Genomic DNA, 23,790 nt, shown 5'->3' with positions numbered 1-23,790 from the left:
TTACCCCTTATTGACCAAGCTGCTTGATCAGGTCGATGTTAATGAAGGACTCAAACGTCATACGTTCTGCCGGAGTTGGTGGCATAAAGTCGATATCAAAGACCAGATGCCCCAAGGCGATTTCCGTTGGTGGGTTTTTGTTGCGGTCGTAGGTACATTTGCCATCCAGTAACGCACCGCGCCCAACCATTACCCGGATGAATGCGTTCACACTTTCAGTGATTGAATCGATTAATGCATTGTTGATCGGCATGTCGATGAACTGCAGCATGGAGTATTCAACTGACTCATGCAGAATATCGGCGGTACGACGCACATTGATAAAGTTTTTCGGATGCGTTACCGATGGCCATGCCGCAGAGCGGTTTCCCCAGGTGCGAATGCCAGTGCCAAAAGTATTAAACAAAGTCGTGATGCCGACTTCATTGAGCAAATTGACCTCACTTTGTGGATCATTGATCATCGCAGACAACTCGCGCTCAACACCGACGATACCCTTGATCTCGGTGTTAGACGGACTCCACCAATAACCTTTTTCCGTGTCTTTGGCACACATCACGCCAGCCAGTCGTTGCGAGTAAGGCTCTAGTCGCTCACTGTCAGTTGCCGTGTCATAGACCTTCAGATGCGGATAGCACAAAACTGCGCGACCACTCGACGTGTTGAAGTTAATGTTGCCAGTTGGCCCGCGTCCTGATATCACCTGCTCGTATGTGGTACCGATCGGAGCATCAAGCAAGGTGACGCCCCGTAATTTGCCAGCCAACACAATCAGCTCGCTGGCAACGGAATTCAATGTACAGAACCCCGGTGCGATCAGAATTTTTGCGAAGAATCCCATCGCGTTATAGGTATCGAGCAGCGCTTGCATGCCTGTCCGTTTGCCGGCGTTATTGACTTGTCCGATCACATCTGCAGCGGTCACTTTGCTAGGGTCGGCATATTCATAACTGACTTTGACTTTTCCGTTAGCATCAATTGCGCCCCCAGCCTTGCGGCGAATTTCACCGCTCAGACTATTGCTGGTGTAGTCCACATCCAGCACATACGTCGTGGTACCGGCTTCATTTTTAATGACCGCTTCCGCCACCCAGGCTGGTTTTTCTGTCTTACCTATGTCGCCGGTCAAGGCCACAAGTTCACTTGGTACCGCTGTTTTATGCTTGGTTGGATCGAGAACATTAATCACAACCACGGTACCAGCGCCTTGATCGAAAATTGCATCCAGCGCCTGCGGTACGGAGAAACCGGATAACTGCCCACCAAATTGCGCAGCCTGTCTATCAGACAAGACGATTGTGGGCGTATTCACTGCACCTGTCGGCGCAGTCCCTATCAAGCCAATAACAGCAGACTTGACGGTGCGGATAGGACGCGCACCTTTTTCGACTTCAATGGTTTCAACACCATGCAGAAAATTAGCGGCCATCGCTTTCTCCTTTTGCCTTTGAATTTTTGGCAACCGGGATCTGAGTCAGGTGACCCAGTGCCAACAATGTTTTGGTGTATTCATCCTGTTCCGGCAATTCAACGTCGCCGCCTGGATTCAGCATCACCTCTTGTCCACTCGCTAGCGTGACGCCAGACAGTGGGCCGGTATAACGGTATTTCGTATTCATACACTGGACTCCTCTTTATTAATTGTTCCATCCGACATCTTGCTTATCTTGTTTCGGTTGTATTCATCTTGCGTTGTGATAGTCGTCAGCAAAGCTCCGGGTTCAACCTCATCTGCTTCGATCAAAATGCTTTCCGTATTTACATCCAAGGCGTATTGCCAAATACCGGCCGACTCGCCAAGAAATTTCTCATTGACTGCCCATATTTTTCGGCGGCAGGCAGGTGGTTTAAACCCGATTAAAACTGCCCGCACTTTATCCAGTACCTCTATTGCCCCCTCAGATCCATTCAACAGACGCATCACGACCGTAATTGAGAGCGTGATTATTTGACGCTGAACGACCATGCCGACATCTTCAGTCTCGCCAAAGCGACTACCCGCATAACTGACGAGTAAGGCTCCCTTTGGGTGATTGAGTCTGTATTCCGATGGCTTATCAGGGAAATTTTCGACCGCCAGTTTTGGTATCTGGTTTTTCAAACGATCGACTACAGACTCGATAATGTGCAGCGTTGCCATAAATACCTATTTGTATTGATCAAGCATGCTGCTTGTGAAGCGCCGTGCCTTTGCACGAACCTTGATTTCTCCTGGTTCCGGCACAGCTTCACCAGTGGGAATACCGATTGTCAGCTTGCCGCCACGAATAGACTCAAGTAAATGCACAGAAGACTTATAGGTACGGGTAACGGCTTCAGGAAGATCTGCTCCTTCGGGGCGGCGGGTATAAAGCCAATAGCGGGCCAGATTGACGGTAATATCTTTGATGACCGATGGCACTGGATCTGAGCTGCTTCCTAACGGCAGGTTATAACGCCCGCGCAGGTACGCATCGATCAGTTCTTCCGCTTGACGCACAGCCTCGCCGACCACTTCCTCCTTGATGGCAGTGGCGTCTTCATCATCATTCGACAGCCAGATCAGGGTCTGGCCGGGAATTGATAATTGCAGGTCGGCGAGAGTGCAATAGCGCATATCGAACTCAGATGCCGCGCACGATACGGATCAGGTCGCCAGCAGCGACGGCGGCGTCCCAGGCATAGCCGTTACTGATGCCAGCTGCTTTGGGGATGGCGCGACCTGTCGCATCGACCTGGACTTCGGCACCTGCAGGGATTGCTGCACCAGCTTCCACCAGAATGATGCCGTTGACATTTGCCGGAGCGACGCCACCGGCTTCGGTCCCAGCTTCGACCACGCCAAGCGCTTTGGTGCCAGCGGCACAAACATTACCGTCAAAACCAACAAAGCGCCGGGCAGAGAGATCGACCATGGCGAGGATAGATATGGTCAGGATGACTTGTTGGGTTTTCATGCTTTGTCCTTATTATTGGGATTACCTTGTGGCGCGCTATCTTTCGATGTTTTTGCGCCACTGTCCTTTTTAGCCGAGGATTTCGCTTCCTCGGCAATGGGCTCTAACCATTTGCTCAGTGCGCCAGCAGCATCGCCATCCAATTCAATCGTGCTGCCTTCTGGATATACCTGGTCGTCATGCTTGATATCGATATTGCGCACTTTGTAGGTAGCTTTGATTTTTTCCGTCATAGCGTCACCTGGATCAAGGGTTGATATCAGCGATCAGGTAGCCAGCATCGGCACCGACCACCACCGGCTTGTAGACATCGGTGTGGCGCACATTGCGTACCTTGCCGCCTTCGGTGTCGTACTTGTCGGTCTCTGGAAAACCTTTCTTGCGCAGGGTGTAACCGAAAGAAGGTTCTTCGTAATCGGCCTGAGTACCGGTCTTAGGTTTGGCGACATAGGCCAGAATCAGGTTGTCGCCCCAGATATCGCCAGTTGCCGCATCGCCGGCCAATGCTTCGCCGATCTGGATGTCGTCGATACCGAACAGAACGCGCAGATGATCCAGCGTGACCAGCTTGCGTTCGGTGCTGCCCAGCGCTGCCTGCAGCTTGGTATGGAACTTGAGCGATTGATATACCGATGCACCCATAATGATGGTGTTAGGACGAATGCCGATACGGCTACGAACGATTTCCTTACCCGTTTCTACATCAGCGATCGGATCGCCACCGTTGGCGGCCCACCGAGCCGAGCCAGACAGTATCTGCTTGGCACCACTCAGATAGGTAGATGGGTTTTGTGCCAGACTGGCGCAAGCCCACTCGCGGCGCAGGTCGATAGCGTCCTTGACGCGCTTGGCGGCACGGGATTCGGCATCAAACATCGACTCCTGTTGTTCACGGTAATCGACCGGATAGGCCAGATCGTGTTCACGTAAAACCACGTCGATGCTGTCGATGTCATCCGGCGTCATGACATTGGAGCGGGCGCGGATGGCGCGTTCGGTTTCCCATAAACGGAAAGCTTCCTTGCCAAACAGCGGCACGATGGCACCTTCTTTTTCGGAGAGGGCGATCGGGAACAAGGCTTCCCCGATGTACTGAGCATTGCGATAGCCACGTGCAATGCTGGTGAGTACCGGGTCAACGACCCGTAGTTGTCTGAGGCGATCAGCCATGTTGACTCCTGTAATTTAAGTGTTGAGAGATGGACGATGTTGGGTTATTGGCCTACGAGCTGGCGCACGGCCTGCTCGTAGGGAATGTTTTTCTCGGCCGCCAGATCGCTGGCTTTGGAGTGCAAAGCAAGGCGATCCGGATCAGTAGATTTTTCTGAGAATTCGGCAACGCTGGCATCACCCGACTTACCGCTTCCAACCTTGTCTTTGGTCGCGTGCTCGCCAAATTCGACCACTTTGGGCAAGTCGCCAAGAAAGGATTTAAATGCGGCAGACAAGCTACTCTTTTGATCACCTTCGCCAAATTCCAGCGTGGTGTTTCCTTCGGTGAAGTCGAGGAAAGCCACGACCGAAGCGCGATGTTTCGGTGCCAGAGTGCCAGCATTGATCAAGGTTTCGGCATACGCCAGGTTGTCGGTATGCAGCTTGGCGAGCGCTGAGGCTTTTTGTTCAGCCTCGGCGGTGGCCAGCTTTTGTTTGAGCTGGGCGTTTTCTGCTTCCAGCTTAGCTGCTAGTTCTGGACTCACATAATTCTCCTCTTGAGTAGATTGATTGACAGGGGATGCGCCTGTCGTCGCGTTTAAAGTTGCACTGCCAGGGTCAGCAAATGCGGTGCGGCCAGTGTCGTCGTCAAGACGTGCAGCAGCGCGGATAGATTCGATTTCCCAGTCCGGAACCACTTGATCAGCGGTCTCCTGGTCAAATTTGGACAACAGCCATTCACGCATGCGACGCCAGAGGGAGGCATTGGTATCCATCCCCCAGTCTCCGAACTCGACCACGCCATCTTCGGCATCAGCAAATTCAGCTTGTTTTAAGCCCTTGACAGCTGGTGGTTGGGCACCAAGAAAGCCGACATGACGCAGGTAGTACACACCGGGAACAGGATTGTTCGCAGCATCTGGCAGATAGAAGCTGGCACTGATTTTCTTGTAACGACCAGTAGCGACCAGTTCGGCAAAATCTGCATCGACCTGGTGCGGTTCGGCGTTCAGACCTTCATTGGTGCAACTCAGCGATTTAACCCATCCATACGCAGGAGCATCATGACGCGGGTGGCCAATGACGATAGGCGCTTCGTGTTTGGCAGGATCGTAGGCGCGGGCACTGTCGGCCAGATCTGATTCAGAGAAAGCCAGAGTGACACCAGACATTGCAGTCTGGTTACCGGGCTTAAAAATGTGCAGTGGTTTGGGTGTCGATGTAGTCATGCCCAGATCTTCGCGTGATCGGGACAATCGGTCTTTTAATCCAGTTTAACAATTACCGGAGTAGTTGCATGGACGACTTCAATGCGGGGATGGTGTGAAAAACGCTTTACAGGCCTTTACAGACGTATTCGGCACCGGTTCCGTTAGCGTTGGATATGTTGATCGGTTTAAACGCTCCTGAGCGCTTAAATTCCGGCTGCAGTTCGCAAGTGATAGAGAACAGTTTCGAGCACAGCTTGCTCGGCCTCTGGCTGCAACTTTCCGTCTTCGGTGATCGGCAGAAACGGACGTGCGGGAATACTGACCTTTTTACCTCGTCCTGCATCACCACCAAATTGATGAATCGCGGCATATACTTTGTTGCTACCGATAACTGCGTGGTTACTATCTGAATCAGTTGTAATCGATGAAGCCAGTGCGCCCGTATGCTGCAGGATACGAAAACCACCATCTTTTATACGCTGCGCAGAGGCCTTGAGCTTACCGTCCTTGCGATATGCCTTTGCACCACCCAAACGCGAATGCACTGTTGATTCCGCCAGTGCTTGCCACTTCGGGCGGCCTTCTGCTCGGAAGTTATTTTCAGTTTCGGTTGCCAGTGTTTGGGCAATTTTACGCATCGCCGGTGCGAGGTTATGCGCGCCGGAATCCAGACTGCTGATCGCCTGCCGCAATAGTTGGTCATCGATGGCGATGTTGATCATGCTCATTTCAATTCCTTTTTGGCCAATGGCGCTAAGGTCCCGGTGTAGCGTGACGGATCTGGCTGCCAGGCTGCAGCTCCAGGGTTGTAACTCCATCCGACATCGGGCGACACGGTCACTGTTTTTCCCGTTGCCGGGTCTGTTGCACGATAGGTTGCCACCGGACGCATTTCGTCGGATGAACGTGATACCTGGCGCATAGACTGACCGAGTTTGCCAGTTGACGACTCGACGTTTTTGCTATTCCCCAAATCCCGTTCAGCGAGCGCTACCACGCGACACCGGCACCGCCAGCCGTTTGGTGGATAGAAACTCGCCCAGAAAGGATCGTCGTAGCGGAATATCTTGCCATCCATTGCGCGGTGGCCAGGACGGGTACGGCCATCCAGAATGGCAACGTATTGCCAGTAGGGACGATCATCAACGTTGGATAACTGTTCCTGAAAGCGACCCGCCATGTACGCGGTCTGGAGATTAACCCGGTAGATGGTCTCCAGTCGCCATGGGCTCCCCAATTGCACTGTACTGACAACGCCATCAGCGTCCACGTGTTCTTTTCGCCCCCACCAGCCCTTTGCCTGCAGGATCGGTGTTAATTCTTTGCTGAATGCAGCGAGTGTCTGACCTTGCTTCTGGGCTTTTGCTACCGCGTCGAAGATGTCTTGCAGAATATCCAGCCGTGTGACCTTGGCCACCGTGAAGGCTTGCGCCTGGGCATCTTGCCAGAGTTCCTGCCAGTCCCAGGTAACGGCAAAGCCCTTACTTTCCAGATAGGCAATCGCCTTGGCTGGTGGCAGCTTCATGCAATAGGCAAGGTCAAGCATGCAAACGCCCCCACACTTTGGCAACAAACATTGCACGTGCCAGGCGCTCTTGCAGATCGTTTGAATCCATCTCCGGATACAACTCCGCCAACATTGCAAGTAACACATCAGGGGCGATGTTATCGCCTATGGCTTTCAATACAGGCTTGAGCAGTGCTTGAGCCACGCCCTGTAATTCTGACCCAGCCAGCAACGCATCGAGGGCGTTATCCATTGCTTGCTGGTCAGGCGCGATGTCTTCCTCAGAAAATTCTGCAGCAGGTACATCATTTTGACTTAACGGTGTTTCAACCAGATCACCGTCTTGCAAACCATAAGCGCGTTTAAAGTAAGCAGGGGTAAATTTAGCACCAGCCTGGGTCAGCTTTTGATCACGCTCAGCCAGTACCTTATCGACTTCTTCTTGTTCCCACATGGAGAACACTGGCATGGCTCCGCCACTGAAGTTGCGCTCGCACGTCCAGCGTATCAACTGGTTTAAAGTTTCAGATACGATCGCTTTATCACCATCGCGGATATCGTGTGTGACTTCACGGCCGACTTGCGCAGAGGCGCGGTTCGATGTTGCTTCAGTGGTTTGATTTTGTCCTAACAAAGCAATTGACACTTCGGAGCGACAAAAGTGTAAAAGACTTTCAAAGGTATCGGTGCTGGACGCTTTGCCGGCCGCTTCTTTAATGTCGATACTGGAATCATCCGGAATAACGGCCACAGCGTCCTGTACCATGGCCTCCAGACTATCGAGCAATAATTCTTTCTCTGCATCGCTGGCACTACGTGGGTGCTTGCCGATCAACCAAGGCGTGCCGTACTTTTCTGTAAATTGCACCCAGAATTTGAGACCACCTTTTTTAAACGTGGTTGGCCAGAAGCACATCGATAAATCGGCAAAGCCATAGGGATTGTCATAGCTTGGATCTTGCCTTGCAACCAGGAACTTTGCGGGCGGCAGCTCTTCACCGCGAATCATGTTTTCTTTGGTACGCAAACGGAGTTGATTGTCTTCGTCGTACACAAACCAATTGGGCGGTTTGCTGACAACATCGACCGGTACGACATAGCTGCCAACCTTGCCCCAGATGATTTCCAGTGGTTGGTAGCCAAACAAAGGGGCATCCAGAATTTCAGTGATGATGCGTGAGATATCCAGATCCGCAAAGATGGCATCGATATTCTTGGCTACCATGGACTTGGCCTTATCTTTATCGACGCCCCATTCCAACGCTTTGACCGAGGCCTTCCGGCGACGAATACAACCACCAACATGAGCATCTGAGCGCAATTCTTTATAGACTTTGATGTCTTTACCCAGTGCTTTGAGAACCGGGTCAGGGTTAGGCAAATACATCCCCAGCCCGTAAAAATCGATGCTACGGCTGCGCGTAGCTATTTGCTCTGAGAGTGTTTTGGGTGATTCAGCAAAATGCACGAATTCATTCTGGCTGACCCATATTCCTTTTTGTTTCATTGGTATCCTTGCGTGATTCGGGAAGCACTGCGACGACGGCGTGACTTGGCAGAAGTCGGCCCTTTACATAATTCGCGGCTGGCATAGTAGGACAGCGCTACAGCAACGGCGGCATCGCCGTGGCGTTTGCCTTTGTCTTCGCCGGTACTGCGTGTGTCCGGTATGCGTGGCACGCCGCGCACCACCTGAATGGCGCGCAAGTCGGCCAGAATGTCTGCATCTTTCGGTAAATCGGTCAGCGTACCGTCTTCCAGCGCTGCTTTGACTGGTGGCATGTGATCGCGGTACCAGCCCTCAGTCAACATGACCTGGTGGATGCGGCTGGCACCATAGCGCTGCATAGCATATTCACCAAGAAACTGGCCGTTACCACGGGAGTCTAGGGCACCGCCCGTAAAACGTGGCAGCCTGTCCATCAGATAAAACGCGATCTGCTCTTGCTGGCGGAATGGGACGTTGCGTAGCTCCAGTATGAAAGGCACGCGACGTGTCAGGTTTTGGCACTGGATCAACGGCACGTGCACCGTTAGGTCGCCAGTGCGGCCGAAGTCTTCACCATTAAATGAAATCGCATCTGACGGCAAGGCTTCCAGCAAGGGCAGCAGATTTTCTTTGAGCCAGTCGTTACATTCTGCTTTGCGGATATCGTCGCTGAGTAGTTCAAAGCCTTCCTTGCATTCCCAGCGCAGTACCGGGGTATTGGCCGACATGCGCGATTCGATCAATGCACGTGATAACCAAGCTCCGCCGCTATTCTTGGGAATACAATCGAGTTCTTCATCAGCATCACTACCGTAAGAGTCACGGATACTTTTTGCCCAGGCGGATTCACCATCGGCGGTCCAGTCTATGCCCCGGCGCAGGCAGATGCGACGATACAAGCCTTCTGCCAATGCTTCGTTAAAGGTGACGCGATGCACGCTATACGGTTTCTTACCTGATCGGGCATCGGTGATCAATTCGTTAAATGGGTTGTCTACGCCATCGTGAGTTGAAATAACGTGAACCTGACCGCCCCACATCAACAGTGCCATTGCCGCCTTGAGCAATTCCGCCAGTTGTTCATGGAAAGCCGCTTCATCAATGATGACGCGGCCTTGCTTACCGCGCAGATTAGATGGACGTGAGGACAGTGCAGTAATGCGAAAGCCAGAGGCAAAGCGGATCACGTAGGCCAGGATAGCTTTTTCATCATCACCGTTCACAAAGACTTCTTCGGTCTCCTCGATCTCGCCAGCGGCCAGACTGTAATGCTTGGCCCAATCAGCACAATCGCGGATGAACTCTTGCGCCATATCTTTGTTATATCCGATGTACCAGGTATCCATACCATTCTGACTGGCTGCAAGCAGTGACGAATCCGCCGCTTCGCCCCAAGAGAGGCCGATGCGGCGAGACTTTTCCATGACCTTGACCGGAGACTGATCGGCGCACCAGCGCTGCTGATATGGCAGCAGCACGGCCGGTGCGCGCTCAATCCGGTTTTCAACGATATTGCTCATGTGGCGATGCCTAAAATCTGACGACGGATAGCGTCGGCCGCGTCATCAGATAAGCCGCCGTTCTTGACGACTTTATCCACCGCTGCTGCAGCGGCCTCCACTTTACTGCGCACTTCATTCTGAAACTTCTTCAGATTGACGCTGGCGCGGGACAAGGTGGCGATATTCTTGGCTGCACTGCTGAGTAAGGCGATGCGTTCAGTTGGATCAATGTCTTCGTCTGATGCCTCCTGCAGGTTGACGATGCTTTCAAACAGCTCAGTCTGCACCAGCGCAATCACCGCCTCGGAGCGGGCATCCTGGTCGTCAGCCGCGCCCTCGGTCAGCATGCGTGCCGCCTCGGTGCTGGCCTTGATGGCAGCAAAGCGGCGCTCTATCTTTTGCCCATAGCGGTGGATGGCCGACTTGCTGACGGTGCAGCCACGCTCGCGCAGGGCGTCTTCCAATGCCTGGTAGCCGCTGAAATTGCCAGCGACCAGAGAGTTGTCGAGCCAGTCGCGCACAGGCTTAGGCAGTTGTTCGACACTATTGCGACGTGCCATGTCAGCCCCAGTATTTCACTGGACGAGCAATGCCCGGATCGCAATCGACAGTGTATTCAGCGATATCCACACCATGCCGGGTCAGACTGCCCCACCAGCGACCTGAAGGTTCTTTACGCAGATCAACCAACTTGCGATCAGCCAGATAGTCCAGTTCACGCCGGACTTCAATCGGTGTTACATCCGGGTAGATCGATTGCATGGTCATTTGAATCGGTCCTTCAGATAGCTCTTCAGGACGGGCGTTATACAGTGCCAGCAATAAATACCAGCGCAGTGATTCACGGCGAATTTTTGCTTGATCCATCATCGTTGATTACCTTTCAATTGGATGTTTTCGATTTTTAACGCCACGGCATCCAGCTTGGCTTCGATCACGGTCTGATTACGTACATAGTCTTCGCGGCGTACATATTGGAGCGGCAATTCAGCTTGAAATCGCAGGAAGTCGCGTTCGAGATTCGCCCACCCCTGGGCTTCACGGCGGTTTTGTTCAATGACTGTCGAGAATTTTTCATCCCAATGCTTACTCGCTGCATCGCGAGACTCTTCCATTGCTGTAAAGCGTTCATTCAGGCGACGGTCAATTTGCGATAACAGCACTTTCCCGGCAGCAAAGCAAAAGCCCATAAAGGACACTAATAAGCCCACCAGTTGCCATAGTTCGTTTGACATGACTAACGTTCCTTTCGGGTTTGGCAACTGATACATAACTGACAGCCGGGCATTGCTTGCCGGCGTTTCAGTGGAATTGGCAAGCCGCATTCTTCATTTGTACAGAACAAGGCAGAATCAGCGACTGTCTTAGTTGCGATTCCCATGCGCATTCGCTGCGCATGAATAGCTTCGTCCCGTGCGACTTGTTCGAGTTCGCTTGCAATGTCTGATGGATCTGTCATTTTTTTCTCGTCATCCAATCCACCAGATTAATCAGGCGGCCTGCGCAAGTGCCATACTGGTCATACGTTTTTTTTAACGCCAGTGCGACATCATCTGCACTAGGGCTCGCTGGTGCTGGCGGTGGTGGGCAACGGGTTACGTATTCCGCTGGCAGCACTGGTGGCTGCTCGCTCACGGGCAATGTCGAGCTGGTGCATGACGCCAGCATCAAAACGGCAATCAACGCGATCAGCTTGTTTTTTTGCGAGTGCATTTTTGAAGTCTTCTGTAGTTTTTGAGTCAAAGACATAGCGTGTGGCCATCGCAGTTCGCATGGCTTTGCTGGCAGCATTGCTGTCGTTGATCAAGGTCTTGTATTTATCCAATACAGATGTCAAGTTCTGTACGGTGCTTTCTGCTTGCTTGCTGCGTTCGTTTATCGCCCCTTGGTGCATACCTGCGAAGAATGCACCTGCTGCACTGATGGCCGTAACCAGAAGCATGATCAATATGGTTTTGCCTGACGACACTGGATTAATCATTGCAAGCTCCTTTCCCCCAATTTGCCGCGACATACATTGGTTCGTAGCGCCACAGGATGCGTTGAGGGTAAGCACGGTTTTCTTGCCAGTTGGCGATGGAGCGGCCTGCATTGACGCGCTCCACTGATCCGAACCACACTAGCGGATCAAGCCCCTTGCCTGAAGCCAGTGTTTTGTCACGGTTCACCCAACCCAGCCCACCGTTATAGGCAGACAAGGTAAAGGCCAGACGCTCGCAAGCGTTCTCGGCTCGGATGCGGGTATATAACCAAAAATCGTACTGCACCAAGGCACGAATAGCCCAAGAGGGATTGGTCGGCTGCGCATTGCCCAGATCGTCTGGATATTGTTCGGCGATCCAATTGGCGGTGGCTGGCATAAACTGCGCCATACCCTTGGCCCCAACTGGCGAGAGTGCATTGGCATTCCATGCACTTTCTTGTTGGAACTGTGCAGCAAAACTGGCTATAGGGGCATCAATCCCCCAGACTGCACGTGCGTTACGCACCAACGCGGATCGATGCTGCTGAGCAGAATTCGGAATTGCTGCGAACAGAGGCCCAGCGCAGATGGCGGTTGCAATGCCCAGAATTAATAGAGAGGTTGTGCGACGCATTACAGCCCCAGAGTCACACCGATGATGCTCGCGGCGACGATCATCGCCCGGCGCAACATGGCGGCAGCAAACACGTGGTGATAGCCATTGACGATAGGGAAATCAACGTCACCGATTGGTTCATCAGTGCCTAAGCGCCAATCATCATTCAGGTAACTGTCTGGCCGTGCATAAGGGAAGAAAGTGCGATCGAGCCAGAAGCCGACACTGGCAGCTAACGTCACGAGACAAAGCTTATAGGGAACGATGGGCAACTGCTGTGGCGCAATGCGCCAGATAACGATCAGCAGAATGATAGAGATCAGCAACCATACTGCATCGCGTGGTAACCGATGATGTGGTGCCAGGTAGTAGGTATTACGAGACATTTATCCTCCGAATCAAGAAAAGGTGAACAACGTCACCATTTTCTTGCTCAGAGGGGATTGGGTCTTTTAATCTTGTTTAAGTAGTCGAATCCGTTCAAAGAGCTTTGTTCATATCAACCTCGTATCCAAGTTGTTGCATTTCCTTTACAACCTTCATTTTCCAGGCACCGTGATCGTCAAACGGAACGTATACGACGCCACTAATGTCGCTCGGAGGTTCGACGTCCCCCTTCACCAGTGCACATACTTTATCCCGGCCGAGCTTTCCTAAAAGGTAGCCATGCTCAAAGACGACGTTTTGGCGGGCTCTGTTCTTTAGATTTTTGTCTTTTGAGAATCTACCAACATCACATGGCGTATAAAGCACCAACCCAAAACCGACATTGGTATGTTCGTCAATCTTTTCAATAATCGTTTTTCCTGCATTGACTTGCTCATGCAAGATGATTGCTGAACAACCTAAGTTTTCAAGAAAACGTGCGACTTCCGCTTTTGCACTGTCATCCCGACCGTGAACGATGAACACTTTGTTCATGTCAAAAGATGGATTGCTAATTGCCGATGAATCTTTGCTCGACATGCTTTTTTGAGTATTGATCAATACTCTTGCCTTGGATAGCACTTCTTGTGTGATGTCATTGGAGTAACTGTCATACTGAACGACGTCAGATGCAAGCAGCACCATAAATACACCGCGACCCATGCTTCTATATTTCATTTCCACCAAATTTTTTGATGTATCTTTCGACGCTCTTACAACCAACCGCTTAATTTCTGAAGCTTGCAAAAAGTATCCATTGAATTGAAAACTTTCACCGTTTAAAAAAGGAATAATTATCCGGCCTTCTACGTCGTTGATATCTGTTTTATCTAGCTCACTGTACTTTTTATTGCTGCCATTTTTTCCGACTTTTTCTGAGGTTTCGATAATGATGTGATAGTACATTTTCAGGTCCGTGAAGTGATCTTGTCAGGGGGTAAAGTAGGTAGAGTTGAATCCAGTCGCCAAACTATTTAGGGCAATGCTCTGGCTTCCGTTTTTCTACAACTTGACCAGTAGTCTTGTTCACATCGAACACTGTTAAACAGTCTCTTCCGCCAAATTTCTTTTTAAGCTCGGTATCTTCCTCAATCTGCTTAGCCAAATTGGCTGAGTTCTCAGTATTATTAATTGCAGCTTGGCATTCTAGTTTTGATTTTTGAAATGACGCCTCATCATGACGCAAATTTTTCAAGGTTTCGACGGTCTGCTGCTGAAGCGCGGTATAAGACAGAGACATGAGTTGCGCTGCAGCTTCATTACAAGTATCAAAATGTTTGCGCTGATCACTTGGGTGTTGTGCAAGCGAGGTCGGCCATTTCTCTAGTTCTAATTTGAGTGGTTTGCGGACTTGCCTGGCTATCCCAGCCTCATCGTGAAGCTTAATGCCATCGTTTAAAGACTGTTCTGCCTCCGTGATAACACGGAAGGTGCCTTTAGCTAAAAATTGTGCTGATGAGATAGAGAGCGGTTCTAAAATTTTTTGACCACTTGGCTGCGCCTCTGTGCTTGGAGTTATGGTCCAACCATCATCTTGTGTGCTCTTGGGTGCATCGTCGCCACACCCAATCAGCAAAAATATGGAACAGAAATAAAAAGCAATTTTTTTCATTGTAGTCCTCAATACGCGTCAGGCTGTTCGCTAAAGCTGTCTGTGTGTTTTCTTTTTGGGATATATTTTTTTTCAATCTTTGGTTTGTTGATAATCCATTTTGGCGTAGCTCCATTGCTATCGATCACACACTCTATCGTTTCTTGATCTTTTCTAACAAGCGAGCTGCCAACAGAATACGTTTTACTATCGAACTCACATTGCTTCGAATGTGCCTCAGCGATATCCAGTGAGTCTGCCAACGCATGATTTTTGTGGAGCAGATATGCAACTACTAACATGGCAGCAACAGCGATAATTGAAACAACAAAGAGGATGCGATGCGAGGTAGCGATTGTTTTATTGGTCTCTGCACAATGCAAGCAAGGTTTACTAATTTGCTGCATGGTGCTTGTTTTAAGTGGTTCTTTCGGTGCAATAGATGAACCCGAGTTTGATTGCTGCGGGTTGGCCGGCGGCAACAGACGTTCTGCCCAATCCCCTAACCATTTAGCTGCTTCACGGTAACGTTCTCTCGGCAACTCGACATATTTAATGCCATCAAAGTGTGCTGAAAATTTACGGTACACTTCAATTTTGTCGAGTTTCGATCTTTCAGCGATGTAGTTCACCAGTTCGCGAATTTCTTCAGCTTGTTGCCAAGTGATCGGCTCACCCGATAAGGGCTGAGTACTTTGTGCATTTACACCATTCAGGTTCAGATTGATGACATTACTGTTACTGGTGGACTTGTCTTGTACATGGATATCACGACCAGCCACGTTGTCGACAGTCCCTTTAAACTCTTGATTCATGCTTACCTTATTTTTTCTTGACACCGCAAAAACTGACTGATGCAGCCTTTTGGTCGTGAGGCATTGCATCTTCACAAATTTATACTTTTGCCTGACTAATTTTTTACGATACCCATTGCTGCTAAAAGACAAAGTCCACCTATCGACAGCGTCCACACACGCATTTTTTGAGGAAGATAATTACCGAGTGTCGCTAATGAAAAACCAATTACAGCAAGCCCCATACCAAGTTTTATCTTAAATTTTTGAAGTCTGGCCGCATTGACGTCTGCATCGTGCACGAATTGATCAAAACCACAATGTATGCAATGTCGGGTATAGCGCCACGTGACTCCATCGCATTGTGAGCAGTATCGGCTGACAGACGGGTCTATTTCGACAGGCTCAGTTGGTGGGTAAATATTAATATCTCGCCCCGCGACATTATCAACTGGCCCTTTGAATTCTTGCGTCGTCATTTCCCTTTACTTGCCTTTCCTTTAATGATGTCCCGTGCTGCAAATTCACCAGTAGGTGCTTGATGAAATATCTGCTGACCACCTTCAAAATGCTGTTGCGGCGGTGTTGTTGACGCAGCACCTGACTTTGCACAAAGCTTAACGACGGCTTTGGCTAACTGACTGGCATCCACCTTTTTATCCAGCGACAGCAGGTCAACAGCATCGATCACAGCTTGATGCACTGCCGCCTCGCCGAGGCCGCTACCTCTGCGCTCTCCAGTCACGATGTATTGAACATCTGCACCAACTTTGGCTATCGCAGCCAAATAGCCCGCCTTAGGTTGGGTTAAATCTTTCTCATAATCAATCTGGCTTTTTTTCGTGGTCTCAGCGAGTCCGGCAAACGCTGGTTGCGTGAAGTCAAGACGCTCACGCTCTTCCTTCAATCTTTCGCCAATAGTCACAAATAAATCTCCAAATAATCATTTACAGGTAACTATTTAGTTACTATAATGATTCTCACCAGTTCAAAACAATGCTTGTTCTGTCAAACAAGCGCACACAAACAAGGACGCAATGCCATGTCTAAAACACGCGATGCAATCCGCAAAGAGTTCGCCCGCAAAGGGCTTTCTTACACAGCCTGGGCCAAACAACGTGGCTACAGTCCAAATATGGTGATTGAGATCATCAACGACGATGACATCAATCCGAAACGCAAATGCCTGCGCGGCGATTGCCACAACATCGCAGTTGAGCTTGGTCTCAAAGATGGCGAAGTCAATCGTCAACTTGTTGCTGCCTGAGGCAAGCCATGAATACTAGCCGCTTTGGATCTCCGCTGGATCGCGCTGTACTTGGTGCTGCCTATCCAGCTCTAACGAAAGAGCTATCTCATTCAACGTACGTTGCGTTGCGCCCTGATGCTCTGTTTGCATTTGCAAACCACGTGCCACGTTACGCAAATCATCTGTATAGCGTGAACCATCAAAGGCAGCAGTGCATTCCAGCTTTGCCACCAGCAAGAGCAATGCGCGGGTCGTCCCTTCAATGCGACCAGCCAATTCATGAAAATCAATGTCTGCCATTTCTGCCTCATCACCTGAATGAATAAGGGCTGAAGGTTAGATTAACTAACCGACATTGAATAGTACCAAAACAGTTATTTGTTTGGAAAGCCAAAAAGCTGAAGGAAGATCAATGAATACAAAAAAAAGGCGAAATTGGAATGCCCTGCAAGCCAGTAATTTGCGCCAGGCATTGGAGTGGTGCAAGGAGTATGCGCGTAGCCGCCACAACCGTTCGATCGAACGGATTGCTGAGCTGATGGGATTGGCTGATCACTGGTCTCTATATAAATGGCTGGAAAACGGACGCATGCCGGCAGTTTTGATTCGTAGTTACGAAGCAGCATGCGGGATCGATTATGTCACTCGCTGGTTGGCTGCATCGTCCGGAAAGATGCTGATCACCATTCCAAGCGGACGACAACTGCAGGATGCTGATGTGATCGGTTTGCATAGTGGTTTTGCTTCAGCCCTGGAATTGCTCACCCAATTTTACGCCGGCAAAGCTGACGTGGCTGCAACCAGTGAGGCGTTGACCAACCATTTGCAACAAGTGGCATTTCATCATGCGAACGTGCAAAAACACGGCGCTCCTGAATTCAATTTCGGAGAGGAATCGCATGACTAAAACTAACTACACCAACGCGGGGCAACAGCGCTTACTTGCAGTGGTTCGCGTCTTGGCTGGCAATGAATTTGACGGTTTGTCTCTCACGTCTATTGCTAAGTCGCTCAATGAAAAAGCACCAGTTATTAAACGCGATTTAGAAAATTTGAAAACCGCAGGCATGGGTGAACAAGATGAGCGCACTGGCCATTGGCGGCTGGGTCCGAAGTTCATTCAGATCGCTATTGCCCATTTTGATCATGTGAATCGTACAGAGAGCCGCATGGCTGAATTGAAAAACCGTTACTCAAGAGGATAAAGAAAATGGCACGTACACCAAAAGCACAAGCAGCAGACGTAAAAATTGACGCTGGTATTCCAGCCGCGCATCAGGAGCATGTAGAAATTGCGTCTGATTTGGCTGTTATTACTCAGGGTTATTCAAACGACCGCGATCTGGTCAATCAGTTGCTCGGGCAAGCGCAGATGGCCGATGCGTTTGCTAAGTTTTCGGTAACGGTTACCACTTCAAAATTAGCTTACGTCAAAGAAAACAAGCTATATCAAGCACTTAGCGGAAAACAGACTGGTAACGGTTACCAGTTTTCCGGTACGTGGGATGAGTTCTGTGGCTTGTTGGGTGTATCGCGCGAAAAAGTTGATCTCGATATTGCAAACCTTAAATCTTTCGGCGAAGACGCGCTAGAAAGCATGTCCCGCATGGGCATAGGCTATCGCGAAATGCGTCAATATCGCAAGCTGCCTGACGACGAAAAAACAGCTTTACTGGAAGTCGCGAAATCTGGCGACAAGGAAGCCTTCATCGATCTGGCTGAGTCACTGGTTACCAAACACGCCAAAGAAAAAGAAGCATTGATCAGCAAGGTAGCCGACCTGGAAGCCGACCAAAAGGCGACTGAAAAAGTCTTAACCGAGAAGAATAAAAAGCTTGATCAAGTGCAGACTAGCCTGGAAAAGCTGCAACTGCGCACTTCGTCCTGGGATGAACGTGTGGCTCCGTTCAAGGAAGAAATCACCCAACGTCAATCCATCATCGACGAAGCCGTCGCCCGCCATCTGCAAGCGGTGGAAGCGTTGGATGCCTGGACGAATAGCGAACTGGCGCAGCAGCCAGATTACGACCCGGAGAACGCAGCAGCCATGCCAACGGAGGTGCTGACGGTGTTGCTGCACTTGTCCGATGCCGTGGAGCGCACGGCGACGCTGGTAGCCAATGCACAGCACGAGTTGCGCTTACGTTTTGGCGGCTATATCGACGAAGCCCGCCAACAATTGCTGGCTGCCTGAACCGGGAGAGCCAGGTGAATACTTCTATCAGCCCGGACATCCGCGATTACCTGAGTGAGTTAGCCAGGAAGCTGGACGCCGCCGGCCATGGCGATCGCGGTCCGATTATGGATGCAGCCCAGGGCTTTCTGGGCTGGTCGCAGCAAACCATTTACCGCAAGTTGAAATCGGCTTGCGGCTGGGGGCCAGCGCGCAAGGCGCGTGCTGACAAGGGCAAGACCAGTGTGGCAGCAGAAGCCTTAACGATCTTGGGTGCGGTACAGCGAGAGGCTATCCGCGACAACGGCAAGCAAACACTGTTCACCACCACGGCGCGCGGCATGCTGGAGCAAAACGGGGTCGCCTTTAATGTCAGCAATGGGCACCTAAACAAGCTGATCCGCGATCGGAAGCTGAATGTCGCTGCTCAGCGCAATGCATCGCCAGTGCAGTCGCTACGTGCTTTACATCCGAATCACGTACATGAGGTCGATCCTTCTTTGTGCCTGATCTATTACATGAACGGTAAGCAGCACATGATGCGCGACCGCGAGTTTTACAAGAACAAGCTGGAGAACTACGCCAAAGTGAAATTCAAGGTGTACCGGTATGTGATGTATGACCGCGCCAGTGGCTTGCTGGTGCCGTGGTATGTCGAGGCTTTGGTCGAAAACCAGCACAGTTTGTTTGATTTCCTGATGTTTTGCTGGAGTGTGACACCTGGCCGTCTTTTTCATGGCGTCCCAAAGTTTGTGTTGTGGGATAAGGGTACGGCCAATACCAGTGCGGCAATCAAGAACTTGCTTGTACATCTGGAAGTGACGCCACTGGAGCATGAAGCCGGCAATTCACGCGCTAAAGGCGGTGTGGAGAACGGCAATAACATCGTTGAGACGCAGTTTGAATCTCGCTTGCGCTTTGAGCCGGTGACAGATATCCGCGAACTGAACGAACGCGCCTTCGCCTGGGCGAATGCCTATAACGCAAATCTGATACCTGGACAGGATACGCGTCTGCGCCGTGATGGTTTGGTGCAACCGATATCGCGTTATGACCTGTGGCAATTGGTGACGGCAGCGCAACTGCGTCTGTTGCCAGCGATAGAGGTATGTCGGGCGCTGATGGTGGCGCGAGAACAAGAACGTAAGGTGAAGCCAAACCTGACCATTGATTTCAAACATCCGGACTCAGAACGGTCAATGCTTTACAGCCTGCGTGATCTGGATGGCGTGAATGTTGGCGACAAGGTGCAAGTGCGGCCGCTGGTGTATGGCGACTGTGCGATCCAGATTCAGGCACCGCGCTATGACGGCGAAATGCTGACTTATCGGATAGAACCAGATCGCAACTATGACCGTTTCGGTCAATCTCTGTCAGGTAGCGTGATCGGCGAAGAGTACAAGGCGATGCCAGATACCGCGATTGAGCATGCCGCGAAGGATATGGATGCAATGGCCTATCCGGACATGGATAAAGATGAAGTGAAGGCGGCGCGCAACCGTAAAGCGACGCCGTTTGCAAACAAGCTGGATGCACATTCCTATTTGCAAAAAGTGGAAATGCCGACCTTCATACCGAAGCAAGGAGATGAAATCGAAGCACCAGCACATTTGCGAATTGAGGTGCCGAAGTTGTCCGCCATTGCAGCGATGTTACGGATTGCGGCTGCTATCAAACGCAATCTCAGTGAAGAAGAAAACGCTTTTCTGCAAGCACGTTATGCAGATGGTGTTCCCGAAGACCAGATCGACGCGCTCATCGATCAGTTTATCAATCCCGCCCAGTCAGCACCGAAACGAGCAGCCGGTGGCCTGCGGGCAGTTTAAATCGATAAGGAAGATGAAACATGGCACTGAAATTGAAACGCGTCCTGGTTGAACTGCGATTGCCGCAGTCTGCACTGGCCGCCAAAGTCTTGATGGCCAATGGCCGCCCGATGAGCCAGGCCACGCTGGCGCAAATCGTGAACCACGATGACTGGCCACGCACTACCGAGCGGGAAATCATCACTTCGCAAGTGAAGGCATTTTTGTTCGCCCATGGTGCCAACAACGGCCACATCCGCAATCTGTTTAAAGAAGAAAAACCCGAAGAATCCGAAGCAGTGTCATCCGCCAAGACAAGCACTGTTTCGGAAGAACACCCATCCACAAACGAAAAGGAGCCCGTCGATATGCTACTACGAAAACACACATTAACTGCCGATGCCCGCCGTAAGTTCAAGATTCCACGTGACCCTTTCACTGATGAAATGACGAGTGATGCCGACGTATTTTTGTCGGACGACATCCGTTATGTGCGCGCCGCAATACGTCAGACCGCAAAGCACGGCGGCATAACGGCAATTACCGGTGAATCCGGTGCCGGCAAATCCACCTTGCGCCATGACCTGATTGAATGGATCAATGTGAACCATGAACCGATCACAGTGATTGAGCCTTACGTGCTGGGTTTGGAAGACAACGATGCTAAGGGCAAGATGATCAAGTCTATCGATATTGCGGCCGCCATCATTACTACCATCGACCCGAATGCCAAGCCACGTCGTGGTGGTGAAGCCCGTGCTAAGCAGATGCATGACTTGCTTCGTGCCTCTGCTCAGACTGGGCGTCAGCATGTGCTGATAATTGAAGAGGCACATGGTTTACCTATCCCAACGTTGAAACACTTAAAGCGTTTTTTTGAGCTGCAAGAAGGTTTCAAGAAACTGCTTGCGATCATTTTAATCGGCCAGACCGAACTGGAATGGAAGCTCAGCGAGAGCAACCCAGAGGTGCGCGAGGTGGTGCAGCGCTGCGAGACGGTGAAGCTGCTGCCTTTGGACAATCAAGTTGAAGCCTATCTGCGCCACAAATTTGCCAGAGTCGATGCCAACTTTGATGCGATCTTTGACATCAGTGCGGTTGATGAAATCCGTAATCGTCTGCGTCGCTCTGAAACTGAAGGTTCGCGTGGTAACCGCGCTGTCAAAACGAAATCGCTGTGCTATCCGCTGGCGGTGAACAACCTGGTGGCCGGTGCGATGAATGAGGCAGTGAAGATCGGTGCCAGCAGAATCACTGGCGACTTAATTGCTGCTGCAGTACGCGCCTAAGCAACTGTCACAAATAGGAGATGGTATGAAAATCGCAAAAATAAATGGACCTGTGAACAACCATGTCTTGCGTGTCGTAGTGAGAAACGGCGTAAAACGCATCACAAAAGCATTCCAGATATGGCGCATTGATTGCCAATACCGTGCACTGGGTGACTATGTGGACGATTTAAAGGCGAATCAGATCGACGTAGAAAAAAAACGCCGCGAGTTACTTATGAAACGCTCCGATTTGCGTGTCGAAATGCTTGAGGTTGGAGGCAACTGAGATGTCGAGTTTGCCTACATTTGACTGCCCAGTCTGCCGCAACCCATTGAGCTGGGATGTCGTTTTTGCGCACCAGGGCGTCCGTGACACCATGCTTGCACTGGTCAATGTACACGCGGAAGGCCGCAAATTACTGCGTCCCATGCTGGCTTACATCGGCTTATTTGCGCCAGCAAAAACAGCGATGCGTTATGAGCGCGTTGCTAGTTTGGCGAATGAACTGGTCGCACTGATCGCCCCAGCGACTATTCAACGTAGTGGCCGCATCTGGCCTGCACCGGCTGACTACTGGCGTCAGGGCTTTGAAGAAGTAGTGCAACGCGCCCACAGCAATACCGGTCTGCGTCTGCCCTTAAACAGTCACGGCTATTTGTTGGAAGTCATCACCGGCTATGCCAGCAAAACAGAGGCACAAGCAGAAACTCGCACTGAGCAGCAACGCGCAGGCCATGCGGGCACAGGAAATCATCGCCCTCAAACCACTACGGTCGGCGTACCGGCAGCTATCCAGGCAATTGCAGAACAGCCACGTACAGCAATGCCAGCCAGCACCCGCCAGCACCTTGATCAGTTTTTAAAAAGAAAGCCACAGCATGAATGTATTTCAACCCCAGAACCAGGCACCACAGAAACCACGGCCAGTAACACCAGCATCTGAAAAACCACGCCGTATTCCTATCGGCCCTACTGATATTTAACAGGAGAAACCATGACAAACCAAACCATCCCGGCTGGATACCAGCAAGACGCGCAAGGCCGCCTGATACCAGAAGCCTTAATTAAACCGATAGACCGTGAACGTGACACGCTGGTACGTGAACTGATCAATAAAGCTGCCGCAGTCAATAAGACGCTTGCCGACTTTAAGACAGCCACATTCAACAACATCAATGCCTTTATCGATCTGAGCGTCGAACAATACGACGTCAAGCTTGGCGGCAAAAAAGGCAATGTGACGCTGTTTTCGTTTGATGGCAAATACAAAGTGCAATTCGCCGTCTCTGAAAACATCCAGTTTGACGAACGCCTGCAAGCTGCTAAAGAGCTGATCGACGAATGCATCAAGGAATGGAGCCAAGGCTCCAGCCCTGAGATTCAAGTCCTGGTGCAAGACGCCTTCAAAACAGACAAAGAAGGCAATCTGAACCACGGGCGCATTCTTGGCCTGCGCCGTCTTGACATACAAGACGAACGCTGGCAGCGCGCGATGGTTGCCATAGGCGAATCTGTCCAGGTCGTCGGCAGCAAACAATACGTGCGCTTCTATCAACGGCGTGATGGCACAGATCAGTACGACGCAATCAGCATGGATTTCGCCTCAGTTTAGTTGTGGTGCGCGCCCAGTCGCAGGTGGCGGGTAACGGCGACAGCACATGCATAGGTAACCTTTCCCAGTGTGAGTGTGCCGACTGACCCACGTACGGGTCATTTCTCATAATTCAATTTTTACGGAGCAATCATGAACAAAGCAGAACTCGTTAAACACCTCGCCGAATCAGCAGATGTCACCAAAACACAAGCGGAAGCAGTCCTCACAGCACTGGTATTAGCCGTTAAAGACGCCGTGCGCGCTGGTAGTGAAATCACTATTACCGAGCTTGGGAAATTCAGCGCAACCGACCGCGCAGCGCGTACAGGTCGTAATCCTAAAACGGGTGAAGACATTGAAATTCCAGCGAAACGTGCGCCGAAATTTAGCCCGGCCAAGTCGTTCAAAGACCTGGTTAACAAATAAAGCGACTTAAGCGAAACCAGACCGAGTTAATCCTCGGTTTGGTCTGCCAGGCGTGGTTGTCTGGTACTGATGAGCAGCCAATTA

36 protein-coding genes and 1 other RNA gene are annotated in these 23,790 nt (G+C 50.9%); 11 read left to right on the top strand and 26 right to left on the bottom strand.

Annotation, left to right across the window (positions count from 1 at the left end):
- Positions 1-7: 7 nt before the first annotated feature.
- The 25 genes from H8K26_RS16805 to H8K26_RS17835 all read right to left on the bottom strand — a co-directional run bounded on the left by H8K26_RS16805 (position 8) and on the right by H8K26_RS17835 (position 16,112).
- Positions 8-1,429: a phage tail sheath subtilisin-like domain-containing protein gene (locus H8K26_RS16805; protein WP_190481080.1), complete on the bottom strand. Its 1,422-nt coding sequence runs from the start codon at positions 1,427-1,429 to the stop codon at positions 8-10.
- A complete protein-coding gene (locus tag H8K26_RS16800) occupies positions 1,419-1,619 on the bottom strand; it encodes a hypothetical protein (RefSeq protein ID WP_190481078.1) in 201 nt (66 codons plus the stop codon). The genes H8K26_RS16805 and H8K26_RS16800 overlap by 11 nt, the downstream gene beginning before the upstream one ends.
- Entirely contained in the window at positions 1,616-2,140 is a 525-nt protein-coding gene (locus H8K26_RS16795) for a Gp37 family protein (protein WP_190481076.1), read from the bottom strand. Before H8K26_RS16795 ends, H8K26_RS16800 begins: the two co-directional genes overlap by 4 nt.
- Before the next feature lie 6 nt (positions 2,141-2,146).
- Positions 2,147-2,596 (bottom strand): gp436 family protein, encoded by a 450-nt coding sequence (locus H8K26_RS16790; RefSeq protein WP_190481074.1) that lies wholly within the window; start codon positions 2,594-2,596, stop codon positions 2,147-2,149.
- A 7-nt stretch (positions 2,597-2,603) separates the two neighbouring features.
- Positions 2,604-2,936: a DUF2190 family protein gene (locus tag H8K26_RS16785; protein WP_190481072.1), complete on the bottom strand. Its 333-nt coding sequence runs from the start codon at positions 2,934-2,936 to the stop codon at positions 2,604-2,606.
- Positions 2,933-3,169, bottom strand: a complete 237-nt coding sequence (locus H8K26_RS16780) for a hypothetical protein (protein ID WP_190481070.1) — start codon at positions 3,167-3,169, stop codon at positions 2,933-2,935. Before H8K26_RS16780 ends, H8K26_RS16785 begins: the two co-directional genes overlap by 4 nt.
- 13 nt (positions 3,170-3,182) lie before the next feature.
- The gene (locus tag H8K26_RS16775; RefSeq protein ID WP_190481068.1) at positions 3,183-4,106 is read right to left on the bottom strand and encodes a major capsid protein; all 924 of its coding nucleotides are present in this window, start codon (positions 4,104-4,106) and stop codon (positions 3,183-3,185) included.
- 44 nt (positions 4,107-4,150) lie between these two features.
- Positions 4,151-5,317: a peptidase gene (locus H8K26_RS16770; RefSeq protein WP_190481067.1), complete on the bottom strand. Its 1,167-nt coding sequence runs from the start codon at positions 5,315-5,317 to the stop codon at positions 4,151-4,153.
- 185 nt (positions 5,318-5,502) lie between these two features.
- A complete protein-coding gene (locus H8K26_RS16765; RefSeq protein ID WP_190481065.1) occupies positions 5,503-6,027 on the bottom strand; it encodes a phage virion morphogenesis protein in 525 nt (174 codons plus the stop codon).
- Positions 6,024-6,845, bottom strand: a complete 822-nt coding sequence (locus H8K26_RS16760; RefSeq protein ID WP_190481063.1) for a phage head morphogenesis protein — start codon at positions 6,843-6,845, stop codon at positions 6,024-6,026. The genes H8K26_RS16765 and H8K26_RS16760 overlap by 4 nt, the downstream gene beginning before the upstream one ends.
- Positions 6,838-8,313: a DUF935 domain-containing protein gene (locus tag H8K26_RS16755; protein WP_190481062.1), complete on the bottom strand. Its 1,476-nt coding sequence runs from the start codon at positions 8,311-8,313 to the stop codon at positions 6,838-6,840. The genes H8K26_RS16760 and H8K26_RS16755 overlap by 8 nt, the downstream gene beginning before the upstream one ends.
- Positions 8,310-9,815, bottom strand: coding sequence for a terminase large subunit domain-containing protein (locus tag H8K26_RS16750; RefSeq protein WP_190481060.1), 1,506 nt, complete (start codon positions 9,813-9,815; stop codon positions 8,310-8,312). The genes H8K26_RS16755 and H8K26_RS16750 overlap by 4 nt, the downstream gene beginning before the upstream one ends.
- A complete protein-coding gene (locus H8K26_RS16745; RefSeq protein ID WP_190481058.1) occupies positions 9,812-10,357 on the bottom strand; it encodes a DUF3486 family protein in 546 nt (181 codons plus the stop codon). Before H8K26_RS16745 ends, H8K26_RS16750 begins: the two co-directional genes overlap by 4 nt.
- A gap of 1 nt (position 10,358) precedes the next feature.
- Complete coding sequence (locus tag H8K26_RS16740) at positions 10,359-10,667, bottom strand: hypothetical protein (protein ID WP_190481057.1); 309 nt, start codon at positions 10,665-10,667, stop codon at positions 10,359-10,361.
- The gene (locus H8K26_RS16735; protein WP_223827081.1) at positions 10,664-11,032 is read right to left on the bottom strand and encodes a hypothetical protein; all 369 of its coding nucleotides are present in this window, start codon (positions 11,030-11,032) and stop codon (positions 10,664-10,666) included. Before H8K26_RS16735 ends, H8K26_RS16740 begins: the two co-directional genes overlap by 4 nt.
- A 2-nt stretch (positions 11,033-11,034) precedes the next feature.
- Positions 11,035-11,256: a TraR/DksA family transcriptional regulator gene (locus H8K26_RS16730; RefSeq protein ID WP_190481053.1), complete on the bottom strand. Its 222-nt coding sequence runs from the start codon at positions 11,254-11,256 to the stop codon at positions 11,035-11,037.
- Positions 11,253-11,414: a hypothetical protein gene (locus tag H8K26_RS18065; protein WP_449662840.1), complete on the bottom strand. Its 162-nt coding sequence runs from the start codon at positions 11,412-11,414 to the stop codon at positions 11,253-11,255. Before H8K26_RS18065 ends, H8K26_RS16730 begins: the two co-directional genes overlap by 4 nt.
- Positions 11,356-11,778 carry a hypothetical protein gene (locus tag H8K26_RS16725; protein WP_190481051.1) on the bottom strand — a complete coding sequence of 141 codons (423 nt, stop codon included), beginning with the start codon at positions 11,776-11,778 and terminating at the stop codon, positions 11,356-11,358. Before H8K26_RS16725 ends, H8K26_RS18065 begins: the two co-directional genes overlap by 59 nt.
- A complete protein-coding gene (locus tag H8K26_RS16720) occupies positions 11,771-12,394 on the bottom strand; it encodes a transglycosylase SLT domain-containing protein (protein WP_190481048.1) in 624 nt (207 codons plus the stop codon). Before H8K26_RS16720 ends, H8K26_RS16725 begins: the two co-directional genes overlap by 8 nt.
- Positions 12,394-12,762, bottom strand: coding sequence for a putative holin (locus H8K26_RS16715; RefSeq protein WP_190481046.1), 369 nt, complete (start codon positions 12,760-12,762; stop codon positions 12,394-12,396). Before H8K26_RS16715 ends, H8K26_RS16720 begins: the two co-directional genes overlap by 1 nt.
- Before the next feature lie 94 nt (positions 12,763-12,856).
- Positions 12,857-13,708: a TIR domain-containing protein gene (locus H8K26_RS16710; protein WP_190481044.1), complete on the bottom strand. Its 852-nt coding sequence runs from the start codon at positions 13,706-13,708 to the stop codon at positions 12,857-12,859.
- Positions 13,709-13,772: 64 nt separating this feature from the next.
- Positions 13,773-14,414, bottom strand: a complete 642-nt coding sequence (locus tag H8K26_RS16705) for a hypothetical protein (protein ID WP_190481042.1) — start codon at positions 14,412-14,414, stop codon at positions 13,773-13,775.
- Between the two features lie 8 nt (positions 14,415-14,422).
- Positions 14,423-15,208 (bottom strand): hypothetical protein, encoded by a 786-nt coding sequence (locus H8K26_RS16700; RefSeq protein ID WP_190481040.1) that lies wholly within the window; start codon positions 15,206-15,208, stop codon positions 14,423-14,425.
- Positions 15,209-15,303: 95 nt separating this feature from the next.
- Positions 15,304-15,666: a hypothetical protein gene (locus H8K26_RS16695; protein ID WP_190481038.1), complete on the bottom strand. Its 363-nt coding sequence runs from the start codon at positions 15,664-15,666 to the stop codon at positions 15,304-15,306.
- Complete coding sequence (locus H8K26_RS17835) at positions 15,663-16,112, bottom strand: helix-turn-helix domain-containing protein (RefSeq protein WP_317889286.1); 450 nt, start codon at positions 16,110-16,112, stop codon at positions 15,663-15,665. Before H8K26_RS17835 ends, H8K26_RS16695 begins: the two co-directional genes overlap by 4 nt.
- A 117-nt stretch (positions 16,113-16,229) precedes the next feature.
- On the opposite strand from H8K26_RS17835, the gene H8K26_RS16685 reads away from it, so the two are divergent.
- Complete coding sequence (locus H8K26_RS16685; protein WP_190481036.1) at positions 16,230-16,454, top strand: helix-turn-helix domain-containing protein; 225 nt, start codon at positions 16,230-16,232, stop codon at positions 16,452-16,454.
- A 15-nt stretch (positions 16,455-16,469) separates the two neighbouring features.
- Here H8K26_RS16685 and H8K26_RS16680 read toward each other — a convergent pair whose 3' ends face one another.
- Positions 16,470-16,736 carry a hypothetical protein gene (locus H8K26_RS16680; RefSeq protein ID WP_190481034.1) on the bottom strand — a complete coding sequence of 89 codons (267 nt, stop codon included), beginning with the start codon at positions 16,734-16,736 and terminating at the stop codon, positions 16,470-16,472.
- Positions 16,737-16,791: 55 nt separating this feature from the next.
- Here H8K26_RS16680 and H8K26_RS16675 point away from each other — a divergent pair, with 55 nt between their 5' ends.
- The 10 genes from H8K26_RS16675 (at position 16,792) to H8K26_RS16630 (ending at position 23,789) form a co-directional block, all read left to right on the top strand.
- Complete coding sequence (locus H8K26_RS16675; RefSeq protein ID WP_223827080.1) at positions 16,792-17,343, top strand: hypothetical protein; 552 nt, start codon at positions 16,792-16,794, stop codon at positions 17,341-17,343.
- Positions 17,336-17,641: an IclR family transcriptional regulator gene (locus tag H8K26_RS16670; RefSeq protein ID WP_190481032.1), complete on the top strand. Its 306-nt coding sequence runs from the start codon at positions 17,336-17,338 to the stop codon at positions 17,639-17,641. The genes H8K26_RS16675 and H8K26_RS16670 overlap by 8 nt, the downstream gene beginning before the upstream one ends.
- Before the next feature lie 5 nt (positions 17,642-17,646).
- Positions 17,647-18,630 carry a hypothetical protein gene (locus H8K26_RS16665; protein ID WP_190481030.1) on the top strand — a complete coding sequence of 328 codons (984 nt, stop codon included), beginning with the start codon at positions 17,647-17,649 and terminating at the stop codon, positions 18,628-18,630.
- A 14-nt stretch (positions 18,631-18,644) separates the two neighbouring features.
- Complete coding sequence (locus tag H8K26_RS16660) at positions 18,645-20,435, top strand: integrase (RefSeq protein ID WP_317889285.1); 1,791 nt, start codon at positions 18,645-18,647, stop codon at positions 20,433-20,435.
- Positions 20,436-20,455: 20 nt separating this feature from the next.
- Complete coding sequence (locus H8K26_RS16655) at positions 20,456-21,703, top strand: ExeA family protein (protein WP_190481028.1); 1,248 nt, start codon at positions 20,456-20,458, stop codon at positions 21,701-21,703.
- 25 nt (positions 21,704-21,728) lie between these two features.
- Complete coding sequence (locus H8K26_RS16650; protein ID WP_190481026.1) at positions 21,729-21,971, top strand: hypothetical protein; 243 nt, start codon at positions 21,729-21,731, stop codon at positions 21,969-21,971.
- A 1-nt stretch (position 21,972) separates the two neighbouring features.
- Positions 21,973-22,629: a hypothetical protein gene (locus H8K26_RS16645; RefSeq protein ID WP_190481024.1), complete on the top strand. Its 657-nt coding sequence runs from the start codon at positions 21,973-21,975 to the stop codon at positions 22,627-22,629.
- A 51-nt stretch (positions 22,630-22,680) separates the two neighbouring features.
- Complete coding sequence (locus H8K26_RS16640) at positions 22,681-23,298, top strand: DUF3164 family protein (RefSeq protein WP_190481023.1); 618 nt, start codon at positions 22,681-22,683, stop codon at positions 23,296-23,298.
- Positions 23,299-23,430: 132 nt separating this feature from the next.
- Positions 23,431-23,706 carry an HU family DNA-binding protein gene (locus tag H8K26_RS16635; RefSeq protein ID WP_190481021.1) on the top strand — a complete coding sequence of 92 codons (276 nt, stop codon included), beginning with the start codon at positions 23,431-23,433 and terminating at the stop codon, positions 23,704-23,706.
- An 8-nt stretch (positions 23,707-23,714) separates the two neighbouring features.
- Positions 23,715-23,789, top strand: an RNA gene (locus H8K26_RS16630) — hammerhead ribozyme type II.
- Position 23,790 lies beyond the last annotated feature (1 nt).

The organism is Cognatundibacterium aquatile, from assembly GCF_014699135.1.
Taxonomy (GTDB): Bacteria; Pseudomonadota; Gammaproteobacteria; order Burkholderiales; family Burkholderiaceae_D; genus Undibacterium; species Undibacterium aquatile.
Note: the sequence above shows the minus strand (reverse complement) of the source record. Positions and strands in the feature narration are given on the sequence as shown.